This is a genomic window from Mangrovitalea sediminis, from assembly GCF_002514725.1.
Lineage (GTDB): Bacteria > Pseudomonadota > Gammaproteobacteria > Pseudomonadales > Oleiphilaceae > Mangrovitalea > Mangrovitalea sediminis.
Genome location: NZ_NTLB01000001.1, coordinates 174,203 through 190,792, shown reverse-complemented (window position 1 = coordinate 190,792; position 16,590 = coordinate 174,203). Strand labels below are relative to the sequence as shown.

The window sequence follows — 16,590 nt, the reverse complement described above, 5'->3', positions numbered from 1 at the left end:
CTTCATGGGAGCGCAGGGATGTATCAGCCCAAGCACTTTGTCGAGAATGACCATCAGCGTCTGAGTCAGCTAGTCGACCGTTATTCCTTTGCCACTCTGATCAGCCATGCGGGCGGGCGCTGCGAGGCCAGCCATGTGCCGGTCATGGCGGACTTCCCCGGTCGCAGGCTGCTATGCCATCTGGCGGCTGAAAATCCCCAGGTGGATATGCTGGAGCAGGACGACCGGGCCCTGGTGGTTTTCCAGGGGCCCCATGCCTATGTTTCGCCGTCCGTTTACATCAATGCCGGTGTGCCGACTTGGAACTATGCGGCCGTTCACGTCTACGGCCGCGTCGAGTTGATGCGCGATCCGGCCGACCTTCGCTGGCTCGTGGACACCCTGGCGAGCCGCCATGAAGCGCACCGGGCCGAGCCCTGGTCGCCCCACTATGCGCCGGGCATGCTGTCGCGGATTGTCGGCCTTCACATTCATATCGACGACATTCAAGGCAAGTTCAAACTGAGCCAGAACCGGGCTGCTGAGGATCGACTGCGGGTGATTGAGGATCTCGAGAAGGCGGGTGATGAGAACTCGCTCGAAGTGGCTAAGATGATGCGGGAGCAGGGAGGTGTGCGTTGAATAGATGGTGTTACAGGGAAGTAACTCTATTGGGTCTGTTTCTCCTTTCCTCCGTCGCCCATGCAGAGCCACCCATAAGGCCCTTTATCGACGGGACAGCTGCCTCAACGCATGTTCTGCCGGTGCAGGTTGGTAGTTCCTTCACTGAACCCGGATGGCGGCTGACAGGGCTGGTACGTGCCGGGGTGGTTATTCCTGTACTGGGGCCGATTTTCGTGCAGACTGATGCCGGTTACAACGTCCTTGGCGCCACTAACCCAGACCAATCTGCCTTTAACGAGGGAACTGACGCGCAGGCGGATGTTCAGCTGCGTATCGAGCCTTTTCCCAGCTACGTCGTAAGTCCCTATGTTGTTGGCGGTTATTCTGTGGCATCTGTGACGCCATACTGGGATTGTTACAAAGTCTATCCTCCATGGAGTAATACGGAAAAAACGACCTGTGATGTAAAGAGTTTGATTAGCCGCGGGCCTTCCTATGGCATTGGTGTCGTCTTAGGGACGGGAAACTCGGGAGGGTATGCCGGTTACTCCGGTTATGGCGGCTTCATGATCCAATTCACGCATTTTTCCGGAAATCACGACGTTTGGTCGAACAGCCTGAGTGTCGGCTTTATGTTCTGAAAGAACGAAACAGGAAAAAGGCGTCAGCCAACGCTGACGCAAGGAAACCCGGAGCCGTTATACGGGAGTGATGAAGGTTTTGGTGGCTCCGGGGAATCTCTGTCGATCAGGCGAGGCCAAGTAGCATCAGGGCGCCTGCGCCGACGGTACCAAGCCCGGCGGCTGGCGTGAGCCACTGCAGAGAGCTGCGCGATGCCGCACGTCCGACAGCCATCCCGATCAAATGCAGGGTCGCGGTGGCCATAGTGAAGCCGGCGAAGAAGCTCCCGACATGGGCACCGGAGGGCATCTCGCTACCGTGGGCGCAGCCGTGGAAGAAGGCGAAGGCAGCGGTCAGGCCAACACCCAGCAGGGTCGGCATCTGACGCGCAGCCATCATGATCAGGCCGAGCATCAGCACGGACAGGGCGATGCCGGTTTCCAGTCCCGGCATGGCAAAACCGGCCACCCCCGCGCCGGCACCCACCAGCATCCAGCTCATGAACGCGATCGGCATCCAGATACCACGGCGACCCATGCGGGAGGCCGCAAAGCCCACCGCCAGCATGGCCAACAGGTGATCGAGGCCGGTGAAGGGGTGCACGAACCCGGTACTGAAGCTGTAGGTCATCTGATGGCCCGGGTGTGCGGATGCGGCCAGTGGCAGCAAGGTCAGTGCGAGGCCGCTGAGGCCGGTAACCAGTGATTTGCGCATGGGAATCTCCTTATAGGGTGGGCGCTGGGGCGTCAGGCGGCGGGTCTGGCCAGCATGCCCTGATTGATGATGAATTCAATGACGTCCCGCAGGCCGTCGCCGCTTTTCAGGTTGGTAAACACGAATGGCTTTTCTCCGCGCATGCGCCGTGCGTCGGTATCCATGACCTCCAGGGAGGCACCGACCAAGGGGGCCAGGTCGGTCTTGTTGATGATCAGCAGGTCGGATTTTGTGATGCCCGGGCCGCCCTTGCGGGGAATCTTGTCGCCGGCGGAAACATCGATGACGTAGAGCGTCAGATCGGACAGTTCGGGGCTGAAGGTGGCGCTGAGATTGTCGCCGCCACTTTCCACCAGGACCAGTTCGAGTCCCTCGTGGCGCCGGTGCAGTTCGTCGATGGCGGCAAGGTTCATGGACGCGTCCTCGCGGATGGCCGTGTGGGGACAGCCGCCGGTTTCGACACCGATAATGCGGTCCGCTTCCAACGCCTCGTTACGGGTCAGGAATTGGGCGTCTTCCTCGGTATAGATGTCGTTGGTGACCACCGCGAGGTTGTAGCGGTCGCGCAGGGCACGGCAGAGGGCCAGGGTCAGTGCCGTTTTGCCGGAACCGACGGGGCCGCCGATGCCGACTCTCAGGGTTTGGCTCGGGTTCATGCAGGCTTCCTCTTGTTGTGAGGTCTTGGCGTCATCGCGTTTCTTCCTAAGACCTGAATAGTCTTGAATATTGGGTTTCGTGATTGCTGCAGACGATGGCAAAGCCCGGATAGGAGGCCCCCAGCTCGTCGTCGTTCAGGGCCGCCGCCCTCTCGATGCAGGCAGGTACTTCAGGCATCAGGTGCTGAAGGATGCGCTGGGCGTCCGTCTGGCCCAGAGGCAGGGCCTTGCAGGCGACGGCCATCTGGTTTTCCAGCCAGCTCCAGAGCCAGCCGATGGCGGTGGCCCGGGCGGGTACCCGGGCATGCACGGCCGCTTCGGCGAAGGTGGTGAGCAAGCTGATGGGCTCGTCGGTGCCGGTCCAGTGTGTCCTGATTTCCAGGCGCTTCAGCAGTTGCCAGAGTGCACGTCCCAATTGGGTGTCTTCCTGATAAAGCTCGTGGGTTTCTCGGCTGGCGAGGGCGTAGTCGTTCCAGTATTCCAGCGCCGCGACATCCTGATGCAGCGCACAACAGTGCAGGCGCAGCAGGAGCGGCAGGTCGAGATGCGTCAGGTTATGACGCAGGATTCCGCCGACCCAGCGCTCGATGCTGTCGGCATCGGTCGCCACGCCGTTGTCGATTACCGACTCCAACCCCTGCGACCAGGCGAAAGCCCCTATCGGCAACGCCGGACTGACCAGGTGCAGCAGGCGCACCAGGGCCAGTTCGTCGAGGCCGGTGTCAGTGGTGGTGATGGCCGCCGTGAGCGCTGTGCTCATGGTAGGCTCCCTGTTCCGGTTCGAAGGGCGCCAGCTCGCGTTCGACCTGCAGGCCGTAGCGGGTGACGAGTTCTTCCAATACATGATCCGGTTGGAACCGCACCCATCCCGGACCGATCTGCAGCGGTACATGGCGGTTGCCCAGGTGATAGCAGATGCGGGCAAAGGTGAGGTCGCCGGCACCGGCAGGGCAGTAGGCGGTAACGACATCCTCGGGGGCGGAGATAATGCGGATGATTTCGCCGCTCCTGGCCCGGATCAGGTCGCCGCTGACCAGGACCTTCCCCCGCTCCAGGAAAAGGCCGACATCACGACCGCCCTCGGTCAATGCCTTGAAGCGACCACGCTTGCGCAGGTCGAAGGGCAGGCGAAGGTCGTCTGCCGGGGCTTCGTGGCTGTGATCCAGCTTCTCAATCAGTTCCAGCATGGTTATGTCCTCAGTACGTCATTCCCACAGGGTTTCCTGGGGCGTTCGCTCCCTTCTCCCCAACCCCTCTCCCCTCGCGGGAGAGGGGTTGGGGAGAGGGGCGGTTGCACTTTCGCTTCAAGTCTTTCCGTGTGCTCCTCCTCCCTATTCCGCCAAAGGTGACGCAGGACGTTGTCGTCCTGCTAGAACAGGAAATACCGTTGGGCCAGCGGTAATTCCGTGGCGGGCTCACACACCAGAAGCTCCCCGTTCGCCCGCACCTCATAGGTTTGCGGGTCCACGTCGATGGTGGGCTGCCAGTCATTCAGCCGCATGTCCTTCTTGCCGATGTTGCGGGTGTTCTTGCAGGCGACCAGCGGCGAGTGCAGACGCAGTGCAGCCGGGTCGCCATGGTCGAGGAACGCCTGGCTGACGAAGGTAACGCGGGTCGCCTGGCAGGCCGGCCCGAAGCTGCCGAACATGGGGCGATAGTGCACGGGCTGCGGGGTCGGGATCGAGGCGTTGGGGTCGCCCATGGGCGCGGCCGCGATGGCGCCGCCCTTGATGATCATGGCCGGTTTGGTGGCGAAGAAGGCCGGGCGCCAAAGGACGATGTCGGCCAGCTTGCCAACTTCCAGCGAACCCACTTCATGGGCAATGCCGTGGGCGACGGCCGGGTTGATGGTGTACTTGGCGATGTAGCGGCGGGCGCGGAAGTTATCGCAGGACGCATCGTCCTCCGGCAGGCTGCCGCGCTGCACCTTCATCTTATGGGCGGTCTGCCAGGTGCGGGTGATGACTTCGCCGACGCGGCCCATGGCCTGGGAGTCGGAGGAGATCATGCTGAAGGCGCCCAGGTCGTGCAGGATATCCTCGGCGGCGATGGTTTCCTTGCGGATACGAGAGTCGGCGAACGCCACGTCTTCGGGAATATCCGGATCCAGGTGGTGGCAGACCATCAGCATGTCGAGGTGTTCGTCGATGGTGTTGATGGTGTACGGCCGAGTGGGATTGGTCGAGGACGGCAGGACGTTCGACGAGCCGCAGGCCTTGATGATATCCGGCGCATGGCCGCCGCCGGCACCTTCAGTGTGATAGGTGTGAATGGTGCGGCCCTTGAAGGCGGCCAGGGTGTCTTCGACGAAGCCGGACTCGTTCAGGGTGTCGGTATGGATCGCGACCTGGACATCGAACGCGTCGGCGACGGTCAGGCAATTGTCGATCGCCGCGGGTGTGGTGCCCCAGTCTTCATGCAGTTTGAGGCCCATGGCGCCGGCATAGAGCTGTTCGTGCAGCGCCTCGGGCAGGCTGGCATTGCCCTTGCCCAGAAAGCCCAGGTTCATGGGGAAGGCTTCGGAAGCCTGCAGCATGCGGGCGATATGCCAGGGGCCGGGTGTGCAGGTGGTGGCGTTGGTGCCGGTGGCCGGCCCGGTGCCGCCGCCGAGCATGGTGGTGATGCCGGACATCAACGCCTCGTCGATCTGCTGCGGGCAGATGAAATGGATGTGGGCGTCGATGCCGCCGGCGGTGGCGATCAGGCCTTCACCGGCAATGATCTCCGTGCCCGGGCCGATGATGATATCGATGGCATCCTGGATGTCCGGGTTGCCGGCCTTGCCGATCTTCCAGATTCGGCCGTTCTTGAGCCCGATGTCCGCCTTGACGATGCCCCAGTAATCCAGGATCAGGGCGTTGGTGATCACGGTGTCCGCCGTCTCGGCACTGGGACGTTGGCTCTGGCCCATACCGTCGCGGATGACCTTGCCGCCGCCGAATTTCACCTCGTTACCGTAGCGGGCGTAATCCTGTTCCACCTTGATCCAGAGTTCGGTATCGCCAAGCCGCACGCGGTCGCCCACGGTGGGGCCGAACATATCCGCGTAGGCCTGTCTGCTTTGCTTTGCCATTGCGCTGTCCTTATTCGTTGGGGGCTCAGAGCGAGCCCATCACCTCACCGCGGAAGCCGTACACCTTGCGCTCACCGGCAAAGGCCACCAGTTCCACCGTCCGGGTCTGGCCCGGTTCGAAGCGCACGGCCGTGCCGGCGGCGATGTTGAGGCGAAAGCCTCGGGCCTGGTCGCGGTCAAAATCCAGGGCGGGGTTGGTTTCGCTGAAGTGATAGTGGGAGCCGACCTGCACGGGACGGTCGCCGGTATTGGCGACGGTGATGGTAACGGTGGGCAGGCCTTCGTTGAGTTCCAGTTCGCCGTCGACGACGTCGATTTCACCAGGAATCATGGGGTTCTCCTTGCGGTCGTCGCGGTTAGGGGATCGGGTTGTGGACGGTGACCAGTTTGGTACCGTCAGGGAAGGTGGCTTCCACCTGGACCTCCGGAATCATCTCGGCGATACCCTCCATGACCTCGTCACGGCGCAGCAGGGTGCGGCCGTAATCCATCAGGTCGGCGACGGTGCGTCCGTCACGGGCACCTTCCATGATGGCGGCGCTGAGGAAGGCCATGGCCTCCGGGTAGTTGAGCTTCAGCCCGCGCTCCTTGCGCCGTTCGGCGAGCAGGGCGGCGGTAAAGATCAGCAGCTTGTCTTTTTCCCTTGGCGTCAGTTCCATGTGGACCTCGTCGTTCTCAGGTCGCCCAGATGCGCGGCAGGCTTGGCGCGCAGTTCATCAGGGCGGGTCGCAGGTGTTGCCAGAGTCGCTGTAAAACATGACGCAGCGCTTCGGCATCGGAATGGAGCAGGCGGACCAGGAGCAGGTCGCGGGTGACAGTAGCACCGGCAGACCAGCCACCGAGTTGTTCACGCACCTCGGCCAGGAGTTCGCGCTGCTCAGAGTCGTTCAGGTGGGTCAGGGTACCGGCCAGCGTTGCCAGGGCGGGTTTGCCGTCCAAGCCCCAGGGTGCGGAGATGGCACTACTGTCCGCATGAATCGGTGTGCGCTCGATCAGCCAGGGTCTGCCGTTGCGCCGGATACTGAGCCGTTGTGTCAGGGAGCCGCTGCGGAAAGGATGTTGCCCGGCGGCACGTCCCAGGCACACCATTTCCCAGCCCAGAAAACGGCCGGAGCCCTGTATGTCGATGTCCAGCGACATCACGCCGCGGGCGTTATCGAACACGATGGTGTCCTGCGGCAGCCATTCGAGCCGCGCACCGTCCGCGATGGATAAGCGGGTGGCCTGAGTCTGGGCCTCGCCCGTTGGTGCTGCCCGATAGACCTTGCCGGAGGAAGGGGTTGTCACAACGCCGTGGCTGCCGTGCCCGGCATCGAGATCGATGTCGATCCTGTCCCCCGACACCAATCCGCCGGGGGGATGCAGGAGATAAAGGTGGCAGCAACCGGGCCCCTCCGGATGAAAGGGGCGCTGTACGCGTAAGGGGCCCTGATGCCGGTTGCGCGCCAGGACGGTGCGCTCACCGTCCCGCCTCAAGGCAAGCGTCAGGGACGCCGGCCATTCCCGGGGGGCCGTTTTGGGGCATGTCGCCAATGTCGTGTCCGTCACGCCGTCTCCCTTGCTTTTCAACGTCGGCCCGGTTTGGGGTATCCGTGGCTGATGAGGCTTATCCCCAACCTTTTCGCATACATATTGCGAAGGTCGTGCCAGCTTGCCGGAGGTATGACGGGATGCGCGTTTTTGGGACGTGCAGCGGCATTGAGGTCGATTTTGAGGGAGAAAAAAGTCGCCCCGGCGCCCGACGATGGTGCGCGTGTCTTGATGTGGGTTATCTGGTTGCGCGCATTTGGTGCGGGCCGGATTGTCGGGATGGTGCAGTCGCGAGGCCGCGCGCTCCAGTGTGGTGCTCCGGAATGGCGCCTGACATTGTCATCAATGTCATTAATTTTTGTTAACTCATTGTTTTTGAATCCTAAAAAAGCCGTTGGAATGCCCGCTGCACTCGGCGATGACGGATGCTCAATCCGCTCACAAGAAGGAAGCGAATAGGATGAAAACGATGAAAAAAGGGCTTAAAGCTGGCTTGATGGCCATGGCGCTGACGGCATCTTTAGCGTCAGTGCAGGCAATGGCTGCCGGCGTTATCAAGGTTGGCGTGCTGCATTCGTTGTCGGGGACGATGGCAATTTCCGAATCGACCCTGAAGGATACCGTCCTGATGTTGATTAAGGAGCAGAACGCGAAGGGCGGTCTGCTGGGCAAGAAGATTGAACCCGTTGTCGTGGACCCCGCCTCCAACTGGCCGCTGTTTGCAGAGAAAGCCAAGGAGTTGCTGGAGAAGGACAAAGTGTCGGCCATCTTCGGTTGCTGGACCTCCGTATCGCGGAAGTCCGTTTTGCCGGTGGTCGAGCATGACGACGGTATCCTGTTTTACCCGGTCCAGTGGGAAGGTGAGGAATCCTCCAAGAACGTCTTTTACACCGGTGCTACCCCGAACCAGCAGGCGATTCCCGCCATCAACTACCTGCTGAGCAAAGAAGGCGGCAGCGTTAAGCGTTTTGCACTGATCGGCACCGATTACGTTTATCCCCGCACCACCAACAAAATTCTCGAGGCCTACCTGAAGTCCAAGGGCATCAAGTCGTCGGACATCATGGTCAAGTACACCCCCTTCGGTTACTCCGACTGGCAGACCATCGTCAGCGAAGTGAAGAAGTTCGGTTCCCAGGGCGAAAAGACGGCGGTGGTTTCCACCATCAACGGCGACGCCAACGTGCCGTTCTATAAGGAACTGGCGAACCAGGGTATCAAGGCGGAAGACATTCCGGTCGTGGCCTTCTCCGTGGGTGAGCAGGAACTGTCCGGCATGGATACCAAGCCGCTGGTCGGCCACCTGGCTGCCTGGAACTACTTCATGAGCGACGATACCCGCGCCAACGAGAAGTTCATCAAGGAATGGCACAAGTACATCGGTAACGACAAGCGCGTTACCAATGACCCGATGGAAGCCACCTACATCGGTTTCCATATGTGGGTGAAAGCGGTTCAGAAGGCCGGTACCACCGATCCCGATGCGGTTCGCAAGGCGCTGATCGGTATCACCGTGCCGAACCTGTCCGGCGGCTACGCGACCATGATGCCGAACCACATGATCACCAAGCCGGTTCAGATCGGTGAGATCCAGTCTGACGGCCAGTTCAGCGTGGTCTGGCAGACCCGTGGTGAAGTGGCCGGCGATGCCTGGTCCGATTACCTGCCCGGCAGCAAAGACCTGATCGCAGACTGGCGTGCGCCGATGGAGTGTGGCCACTTCAACGTCAAAACCGGCAAGTGCACCGGCGAGAAAAAGAAATAACGACCTTTAGTCACCGGCCCGGGCAAGCCCCGGCGCCGGTGACGCCCTGAGCACGATTTCCGGTGTACCAAGGAGTTCCACATGAACAATCGAGGATGGTTGGCGCTTCTGCTGGGCGTAATCCTCAGCACCGCCGCGGCCAGTGCCTGGAGCGACGATTTCACGACGTTGGCCACTCAGCTCAAGAGCCGCGATTTCAATACCAAACAACAGACAATAGAGGCACTCGCCAAGATCAATGATCCGCGGGTGCTTACCATTTTCAAGGCCATGATGGGCGGCCAGTTGTTCTACAACGAAGATAACAGCCAGCCCTATCTCGAAAGCGAAAAGAACGGCGAACGGCAGTTCACGAGTGTGCTGACCGGTAAGCAAGCCGAAGGCATGGACCCGTTCTCCTTCCACCGGGTGGTGGTGAACAACTATCTGCGCGGCATCCTGCGCGATCATCTCGCCGGTCTCGAATTGAGCAGCCCGGACGAAGGCCTTCGGCTGAAGGCTGCGCGGCAGATGCTTGACGATCCTGAACCGGACGACATGCCGCGTATCGGCAAGGCGCTGGAACGCGAGACTTCACCGAAAGTGCATCGGGTGCTGGTCCTGGCACAGGACCTGATTCGCCTGCAGAAGGATGATTCCGCCGTGCGCCTGGCGGCCATTGCCGGGCTGGAGGGCCAACTGGAACCGGACGTAAAAGATGCCCTGGTTCAACTGGTCGGTCCTGATGGCAAGGGCGGTAGCGAGAAGGACCCTAAAGTCCGTGCCGCGGCCTGGAGTGCCCTGCAGGGCATCAACACCCGCCTCTGGTGGAACGGCATTTTCCAGAACGTTTACTTCGGCGTCAGTCTCGGCGCGGTGCTGCTGCTCGCGGCTGTGGGGTTGGCAATTACCTTCGGCGTCATGGGGGTCATCAATATGGCCCACGGCGAGATGATCATGCTGGGCGCCTATACCACCTATATGGTGCAGCAGATTTGGCCGGGGTTGATCGAGTATTCGGTGTTTATCGCCATCCCGCTGGCCTTCTGTGTCTCCGGCCTGGTCGGCGTCCTGTTGGAACGGCTGGTCATCCGCCATCTCTACGGCCGGCCGCTGGAAACACTGCTGGCGACTTTCGGTGTCAGCCTCGCCCTGCAGCAGGCTGTCCGTACCATCTTCAGCCCCCTTAACCGCAGCGTGATCACGCCGGACTGGATGTCGGGCTCCTTTGCCGTGAATGGCGCCCTGAGCCTGACCTGGAACCGTCTCTACATCATCATCTTTGCGTTGCTGGTGCTGCTGGTGTTGTCGGTGGTGTTGCGCAAGACCCAGTTCGGTCTGCAGATGCGGGCCGTGACCCAGAATCGACGTATGGCCAACTCCATGGGTATCCGTGCGGGGTGGGTGGATGCGCTTACGTTCGGTCTCGGCTCGGGCATTGCCGGTATCGCCGGTGTCGCACTCAGCCAGCTCACCAATGTCGGTCCCAACCTGGGGCAGGACTACATCGTCGACTCCTTCATGGTCGTGGTGTTCGGTGGCGTCGGTAACCTGATGGGCACTTTCTTCGGCGCCATGACACTGGGTATCGCCAACAAACTGCTGGAACCGTTCAGCGGTGCGGTGCTGGCCAAGATCGTGGTGCTGGTGTTCATCATCCTGTTTATCCAGAAACGCCCGCGCGGCCTGTTCGCGCTCAAGGGCCGGGCGATCGAGGACTGACTCATGGCACAAGGAACTGTTTCAACCCGGGGGCAAGGTCCCCTGACACGCCTGCTGATGCAGGACCGTGGCGGTCGTCGTTTGATGATACTGCTGGCCCTTGTCACCATCATCGTGCCGATTCTCAACCAGGCGGTACCCGCCGGATCGCTGTTCCATGTCTCGTCATATTCCATGACGCTGCTGGGCAAATACCTCTGTTATGCGCTGCTGGCGCTGGCGGTCGATCTGATCTGGGGCTACTGCGGCATTCTCAGCCTCGGTCATGGGGCCTTCTTCGCCCTGGGTGGCTATGCGATGGGGATGTACCTGATGCGCCAGATCGGTGATCGCGGCGTCTACGGCAACCCGCTGCTGCCGGACTTTATGGTGTTCCTCAACTGGCATTCGCTGCCCTGGTACTGGCACGGCTTCAATCTGTTCCCGTTTGCCATGCTGATGGTCCTGGTGGCGCCCGCGATACTCGCTTTCGTGTTCGGTTGGCTGGCTTTCCGCTCGCGGGTCACCGGCGTCTACCTGTCGATCATCACCCAGGCGCTGACCTACGCCCTGATGCTGGCCTTCTTCCGCAACGAGATGGGCTTCGGTGGTAACAACGGCCTGACGGATTTCAAGGACATCCTGGGCTTCGACCTGCAGTCCGACAGCACCCGTGCCGGTCTGTTCGTTGCGTCCGGTGTGGCACTGATCCTGGCCTATCTGCTCTGTCGCTGTATCGTCGGTTCGCGACTGGGCCGGGCCATGGTCGCGGTGCGTGACACCGAATCGCGGACCCGTTTCCTCGGCTACCGCGTCGAACACATCAAGTTGTTCACCTTCACCCTCTCGGCCATGCTGGCGGGGGTGGCGGGTGCGCTCTATGTACCCCAGATCGGCATCATCAACCCCAGCGAATTCTCGCCCATCAATTCCATCGAGATCATCATCTGGGTGGCCGTGGGAGGGCGGGGCACGCTGTTCGGCGCCATTATCGGGGCCATTCTGGTGAACTATGCCAAGACCTGGTTCACCGGTGCCTTCCCGGAGCTCTGGCTGTTCTTCCTCGGCGGCCTTTTTGTCGTTACCACCCTGTTCCTGCCCAAGGGCGTGGTGGGGTTGGCACAGCAGATCACGGATCGCATCCGGGAACGTCGTGCGCAGAACCAGAATCCGCCCTCGGCGGGCAGCGCCGACATTCAGGGCGTGGACGCACCTGCAGGTAACGATTCGACGGTAGGAGACCGGGCATGACAGTGACCAAGCACATCGGCGAAACGCCCCTGCTGTACATGGACGGCGTCACCGTCTCCTTCGACGGTTTCAAGGCGTTGAACAACCTGTCGCTGATCATGGAGGCCGGTCGTATGCGCGCCATTATCGGCCCCAACGGCGCAGGAAAGACCACCATGATGGACGTGATCACCGGCAAGGTGCGCCCCGACATCGGCAAGGTGATGTATCGCGACAATATCGACCTGACCCGCTTCGACGAAGCGGCCATAGCCAATCTCGGCATCGGTCGTAAATTCCAGAAGCCCAGCGTGATCGAAAGTCTCAGCGTGTTCGAGAATCTGGAGCTGGCATTGAAAGGGCAGAGGGGCGTCTTCCAGTCACTGATGTTCCGCCTGAGCAGCGAGCAGAGCGACCGTATCGACGAAATCCTGAAGCTGGTGCGCCTCACCGGTCGCCAGGACGACCTCGCCGGTAGCCTGTCCCACGGCCAGAAACAGTGGCTGGAAATCGGCATGCTGTTGATCCAGGAGCCGAATGTCCTGCTCATCGACGAACCGGCCGCCGGTATGACTGACGCCGAAACCGAGCGCACCGCCGAACTCTTCAAGGAGCTGGCGGCGGATTACTCGCTGGTGGTGGTCGAGCATGACATGACCTTCATCCGTGCGTTGGACTGCCCGGTTACGGTACTGCACGAAGGCAGCGTTCTCGCCGAAGGTACGCTCGATCAGGTGCAGCAAAACCAGAAAGTCGTTGAAGTCTACTTGGGGCGCTAATCATGTTGCAGATAAAAGATCTCGATATGTACTACGGCGCCAGCCAGGTGCTGCGCCACGTGAGTCTGGATGTCAAAACCGGTGAAGTGACCTGCCTGCTGGGCCGTAACGGCGTCGGCAAAACCTCACTGCTGCGAGCCCTCGCCGGACAGTACCCGATCCGCGCCGGGCAGGTGACCTGGGATGGCGAAGACATTGCCAACATCGCCTCCCACGCCCGTGCCCGCCGGGGTATCGCGCTGGTCCCCCAGGGCCGGGAAATCTTCTCCCAGCTCACTGTGCTGGAAAACCTCAAAACCGGCTTCGCCGTCCTGCCCCGCGCCGAACGCCGCATTCCGGAAGAAATCTTCCAGCTTTTCCCCGTGCTCAAGCAGATGCTCCGCCGCCGCGGCGGCGACCTCTCAGGCGGCCAGCAACAACAGCTCGCCATCGCCCGAGCGCTGGTCATGCGGCCCAAGTTGTTGATGCTGGATGAGCCTACCGAAGGTATCCAGCCCTCCATCATCAAGGATATCCAGCGGGTTATCGAAGTACTCCGGGATCGCGGGGAAATGGCGATCCTGCTGGTCGAGCAGTATTTCGATTTTGCCCGGGATCTGGCGGATAGCTATGCGGTGATGGATCGGGGGGAGATTATTTTGAGTGGAAGGGGGGATGATATGGATGAGGAGGTTGTTCGGGGGCATATGACGGTTTAGGACGCCGCGAGCGAACACTGGTAGGGCGGGCTGAACTTAGCCGTCTTACCAGTGCTGTAAACTGCAAACCCCAACATTGGTCCTTCAACAGGCAACCTACCAAGCCCATAGCTTGCGTTTCGGCGATACAAAAAGCCCTTGATTCGCTTGCGTGGCGTTCAGTCTTTCTTCCGAGCCTTCGTCACTGGATTAACCTCGGCGGCATCGACGGTGTTGTTGCCCATTTTGGTGGACTTAACCAAGCCCAAACGGGAAACACCCACCATAGCCCCGGGCAGCGCCAATTCCTGATTGGGACCTAACGCACCTACGCCAATCTTGAATTCGACAAGCAGATCATATTGACCTTCGTGAATACCGTAATGTTTGATGAGTACTTCGGTAAGCTCTCGAAGCGATAGTGGGTCAGCTACGGGAGTTCCTTGATGGGCGATCACTTCTTGATTAGTGGGCATTCATCGTTTCCCAGATAGGGCTGTCAGCGGTTGATGCGCTATAAGACTTCACGTCCGTTGCAGCGTCGCCGACGGTCACGTAGAACGTGTTGTGGTTCACGGCGGCACTGGTGTTCACGTAGGCATCCAGCGCGCGCAATACGATCTCGTTCAAGCTCACACAATCGGCGGCGGCCCTGAGCGCTGCCGCTCTATGTAGCTCAGGTGAAATGCGAACGTTGAACTGACCGCGAAAAGGGCGGGATGGCAGTCGGCCAAGCTCTTCGCAGGTCTCAATGTAGTCGTCAACGGCGGCCTCGAACTCCCGCTGCAAGTCCTTTGGAGAGTCAGACTGATAGGTTACAAGATCGTTGATAAACAGGATTTTGCCGCGACACAGGCCACGATCCATGTCCAGTTCCGCAGTGCCTTCATAACCTTTGTATTTCAGAATATCCATGCGCGTTCCTAGATGAAACCATGCAGTTTAAGGGTTTCGACAACGTCCTTAACGCATCCCTTATCGACGGTCGGCTCTGGATGCGGTTCATGACAGATAATCAGGACGTTTTTCTCCTCATGATAAAATTTCCTGCGGGAGCCTTTGTTCTTAAGCAACTTAAAACCAAGGCGTCCCAGGATCGCTGTTAGCTCTGACCACTCAAAGTCTGACGGGGGTGGTTCCGAACAAAGTTTGGACAGTGCCTTCTTTTGCTTCGACATGTTATTTATCTGTTGAGAAGAATAGCAGTGTAACTGAAATTTAGTTACACCGTCCAAGGTGTATTTTTCGGCGGGGTTTGACGGATCGCATCGCCAGCTCCCGACTCATCGAGTTTGTGCTATTTCTGCGAGCTGGCAATCGTTCCGTTATTCCTTGTCATCGACATCTTCATCGCCGCCCAATAATTTGCTTGGGTTGCCCGAGTATTGAGGCTCATCTTCCATGTCTTCCGGAAGTTCCATCAGGACTCGACGAGCGATCTCTTCGGGCGTTTCCGTTCTTTTCTTACGGCGTGCTGCATGGATGTCTGTGATTTCCTTACTCATAAACAACCTTGTGCACACATGCGGGGTCTTGGATTTAGCGTTTGCTGCTACCGGTAATAATCATGGTGACCCCTTTGGTTTGGACCCCCTTTGGTTTCCGAGAACTCTTTTCAACACTCAAGAGCCATTACCCATTCCCTCATATTTCAGCCGCTTGAGCCGGATGAGTGTCGCGTAACTTGTGACGCCAATCCCCGTCGATAACCTTTTTGCCAAGTACGCCGCGGCCACGGCCAAGAGGTCGAAAACATGGGAGAGTTGAGAGGTATTTTCTGCAATGTTGAGAAAGAACAGCGCAGCAACCGCAATCAAAAGTGCCGTTTGAAAACGCACTAAATCTTGCTGTGCGAACATGAAGCCTAGAGACAATCTCCCAATAATGACCGCCTGAATCACTAAGGGAATGAAAGGACCTCCGAAAATGATTCCCGCGCGCACCGGCATTGTCGCGTCCCTGAAAAACAGGCTGGCGAAACTGATGCTCAAAAAAACATAAGCGAGCAAGGACAGCATTGGCACGGCGACCGTGCCTGCGAGCCCTGGCGGGCGAAATAATATTCGCTCGCCCGATTGTAAGTCACACGCCAGTGCCCAGAACTCGGAATCTTTCCACTGATCCAAGTAATCGGCCTTTGTTGTGCGTCCTCGCTCGGGGTACGCGCTCATAGCGTCCTTACCGGTTTGTAGATTCCGAATAGTAACGTCCGGAGTTGGCTTTTAGGGTTATGGAGGACTCCAGATACTGCACTGCCCGTATAACCCAAGGTCGCACCAACAGCATCCACCAGCTCAAGCTTTAAGGCATGAGATATCGCTGGTGTACTGTAGCGAGCTGGGTAAACGCCGGCTCTAATGTAGGCTTTGATCGCGCTGTTTGATATGCCTGGGTGTAGGTTGCGGATGATTTCTTCTGTGAGCCTTTTGCGTTCAGGTCTGGAAAGCTTTGCCAGCGTGGCCAGAAAACTGCTGGAACTTGCTGCTTTGAGTGTTTTGAAGGTTTTGAGCGCGACAAATGTTGAGCCTCCCGCGCCTGCCAGTGAAACCAGATCTAGTGCGACAGACGTCTTTTCGTACCACTCCTCGGAATCGAGCCAGCTCAACATTTGCGTGTTGTCGGTCATCGCAAGATAGGTTCGCCCCATACCATTGATACATTGCGCAGATGAGGCCAAGGCTGCGGAGCCTGCTATTACCGTTAGCGCGGTACTGGTTCCACCGCTTACAGGAATGGCGGTGCCGGATCCTATTACAACGACCCAGCCTAATACTGCGGCACCGCAAGAAATTGCTGCTCCGGTGGCTTCATACAGCGCACTGTATACACGTCCGTTTTGGCTTTCCAGGTGGCTATTTGTCGGTTCGGCTGAAGACGCTGCGTGTTTTGGCACTGAGCGAATAAGCACAGAGATAGGCTCAATGCTACATATCGGCTGGAACTCCCGAACCACCAGCACGTCAGCACCATTGAAATAGATAACCTTCGCGCCGATCAGGCTGGGTTGGGCATCGACTTTCTTAAGAAAGCGTTTGATGTTCAATTGGGATTCGAGTTCTCGACGAAGCTGCTCTTGTCGAAATTGCTCGCCGGGCAGGATAGAGAATGCCTGCATTATGCCTCCTTGCTATGCATTGAGTCGGATTCGATATCAGTGGAGTGGTTAGCTGCCTATAGCGAACTGACAGAATGTTACATCGCCCTGCTTGGAAAGGGTTTCCTAGGCTATGGCCGCTCGCAGTCCTTTGCTACCATCCATGGT

20 protein-coding genes and 1 pseudogene are annotated in these 16,590 nt (G+C 59.3%); 7 read left to right on the top strand and 14 right to left on the bottom strand.

All coding sequences use genetic code 11. From position 1 onward, the window contains the following. Window positions 1-18 precede the first annotated feature (18 nt). Window positions 19-621, top strand: coding sequence for an FMN-binding negative transcriptional regulator (locus CLR77_RS00955; RefSeq protein ID WP_097458722.1), 603 nt, complete (start codon window positions 19-21; stop codon window positions 619-621). Between the two features lie 29 nt (window positions 622-650). Beyond that, window positions 651-1,244, top strand: coding sequence for an MPN domain-containing protein (locus CLR77_RS00950; protein WP_097458721.1), 594 nt, complete (start codon window positions 651-653; stop codon window positions 1,242-1,244). Between the two features lie 106 nt (window positions 1,245-1,350). Here the strand turns inward: CLR77_RS00950 and CLR77_RS00945 are convergent, their stop codons facing one another. From CLR77_RS00945 to CLR77_RS00910, 8 genes are all read right to left on the bottom strand, one after another. Further along, on the bottom strand, window positions 1,351-1,938 hold the full coding sequence (locus CLR77_RS00945) for a HupE/UreJ family protein (RefSeq protein ID WP_097458720.1): 588 nt from the start codon (window positions 1,936-1,938) through the stop codon (window positions 1,351-1,353). 32 nt (window positions 1,939-1,970) lie between these two features. Continuing rightward, window positions 1,971-2,594 (bottom strand): urease accessory protein UreG, encoded by a 624-nt coding sequence (ureG, locus tag CLR77_RS00940; RefSeq protein ID WP_097458719.1) that lies wholly within the window; start codon window positions 2,592-2,594, stop codon window positions 1,971-1,973. A gap of 46 nt (window positions 2,595-2,640) precedes the next feature. After that, window positions 2,641-3,354, bottom strand: coding sequence for an urease accessory protein UreF (locus CLR77_RS00935; RefSeq protein ID WP_097458718.1), 714 nt, complete (start codon window positions 3,352-3,354; stop codon window positions 2,641-2,643). After that, window positions 3,317-3,781 carry an urease accessory protein UreE gene (ureE, locus tag CLR77_RS00930; protein WP_097458717.1) on the bottom strand — a complete coding sequence of 155 codons (465 nt, stop codon included), beginning with the start codon at window positions 3,779-3,781 and terminating at the stop codon, window positions 3,317-3,319. Before ureE ends, CLR77_RS00935 begins: the two co-directional genes overlap by 38 nt. Before the next feature lie 182 nt (window positions 3,782-3,963). Further along, complete coding sequence (gene ureC / locus CLR77_RS00925; RefSeq protein ID WP_097458716.1) at window positions 3,964-5,667, bottom strand: urease subunit alpha; 1,704 nt, start codon at window positions 5,665-5,667, stop codon at window positions 3,964-3,966. A 25-nt stretch (window positions 5,668-5,692) separates the two neighbouring features. Then, window positions 5,693-5,998: an urease subunit beta gene (locus CLR77_RS00920; protein WP_097458715.1), complete on the bottom strand. Its 306-nt coding sequence runs from the start codon at window positions 5,996-5,998 to the stop codon at window positions 5,693-5,695. Between the two features lie 25 nt (window positions 5,999-6,023). Beyond that, window positions 6,024-6,326, bottom strand: a complete 303-nt coding sequence (gene ureA, locus CLR77_RS00915; RefSeq protein ID WP_097458714.1) for an urease subunit gamma — start codon at window positions 6,324-6,326, stop codon at window positions 6,024-6,026. 16 nt (window positions 6,327-6,342) lie between these two features. After that, window positions 6,343-7,215 carry an urease accessory protein UreD gene (locus CLR77_RS00910; RefSeq protein ID WP_158227091.1) on the bottom strand — a complete coding sequence of 291 codons (873 nt, stop codon included), beginning with the start codon at window positions 7,213-7,215 and terminating at the stop codon, window positions 6,343-6,345. 442 nt (window positions 7,216-7,657) lie between these two features. Between CLR77_RS00910 and urtA the strand changes: the two genes are divergently transcribed. From urtA to urtE, 5 genes and pseudogenes are all read left to right on the top strand, one after another. Then, a complete protein-coding gene (urtA, locus tag CLR77_RS00905; RefSeq protein WP_097458712.1) occupies window positions 7,658-8,962 on the top strand; it encodes an urea ABC transporter substrate-binding protein in 1,305 nt (434 codons plus the stop codon). Window positions 8,963-9,043: 81 nt separating this feature from the next. After that, window positions 9,044-10,663: an urea ABC transporter permease subunit UrtB gene (gene urtB / locus CLR77_RS00900; protein ID WP_097458711.1), complete on the top strand. Its 1,620-nt coding sequence runs from the start codon at window positions 9,044-9,046 to the stop codon at window positions 10,661-10,663. 57 nt (window positions 10,664-10,720) lie between these two features. Beyond that, window positions 10,721-11,893, top strand: coding sequence for an urea ABC transporter permease subunit UrtC (gene urtC / locus CLR77_RS00895; protein ID WP_198962672.1), 1,173 nt, complete (start codon window positions 10,721-10,723; stop codon window positions 11,891-11,893). Window positions 11,894-11,922: 29 nt separating this feature from the next. Next, window positions 11,923-12,651: pseudogene (urtD, locus tag CLR77_RS00890) on the top strand (urea ABC transporter ATP-binding protein UrtD); the annotation flags it as partial. Between the two features lie 2 nt (window positions 12,652-12,653). Next, on the top strand, window positions 12,654-13,349 hold the full coding sequence (gene urtE / locus CLR77_RS00885) for an urea ABC transporter ATP-binding subunit UrtE (RefSeq protein WP_097458708.1): 696 nt from the start codon (window positions 12,654-12,656) through the stop codon (window positions 13,347-13,349). Window positions 13,350-13,507: 158 nt separating this feature from the next. Here urtE and CLR77_RS00880 read toward each other — a convergent pair whose 3' ends face one another. The 6 genes from CLR77_RS00880 to CLR77_RS00855 form a co-directional block, all read right to left on the bottom strand. Then, window positions 13,508-13,804, bottom strand: a complete 297-nt coding sequence (locus tag CLR77_RS00880) for a hypothetical protein (RefSeq protein WP_097458707.1) — start codon at window positions 13,802-13,804, stop codon at window positions 13,508-13,510. Beyond that, entirely contained in the window at window positions 13,794-14,243 is a 450-nt protein-coding gene (locus tag CLR77_RS00875; protein WP_097458706.1) for a type II toxin-antitoxin system HicB family antitoxin, read from the bottom strand. The genes CLR77_RS00880 and CLR77_RS00875 overlap by 11 nt, the downstream gene beginning before the upstream one ends. Before the next feature lie 8 nt (window positions 14,244-14,251). Then, complete coding sequence (locus tag CLR77_RS20540) at window positions 14,252-14,506, bottom strand: type II toxin-antitoxin system HicA family toxin (protein WP_097458705.1); 255 nt, start codon at window positions 14,504-14,506, stop codon at window positions 14,252-14,254. Between the two features lie 147 nt (window positions 14,507-14,653). Then, window positions 14,654-14,833 carry a hypothetical protein gene (locus CLR77_RS00865; RefSeq protein ID WP_097458704.1) on the bottom strand — a complete coding sequence of 60 codons (180 nt, stop codon included), beginning with the start codon at window positions 14,831-14,833 and terminating at the stop codon, window positions 14,654-14,656. Between the two features lie 117 nt (window positions 14,834-14,950). Continuing rightward, on the bottom strand, window positions 14,951-15,499 hold the full coding sequence (locus CLR77_RS00860; RefSeq protein WP_097458703.1) for a hypothetical protein: 549 nt from the start codon (window positions 15,497-15,499) through the stop codon (window positions 14,951-14,953). Beyond that, window positions 15,496-16,443 (bottom strand): hypothetical protein, encoded by a 948-nt coding sequence (locus CLR77_RS00855; protein WP_097458702.1) that lies wholly within the window; start codon window positions 16,441-16,443, stop codon window positions 15,496-15,498. Before CLR77_RS00855 ends, CLR77_RS00860 begins: the two co-directional genes overlap by 4 nt. Between the last annotated feature and the right edge of the window lie 147 nt (window positions 16,444-16,590).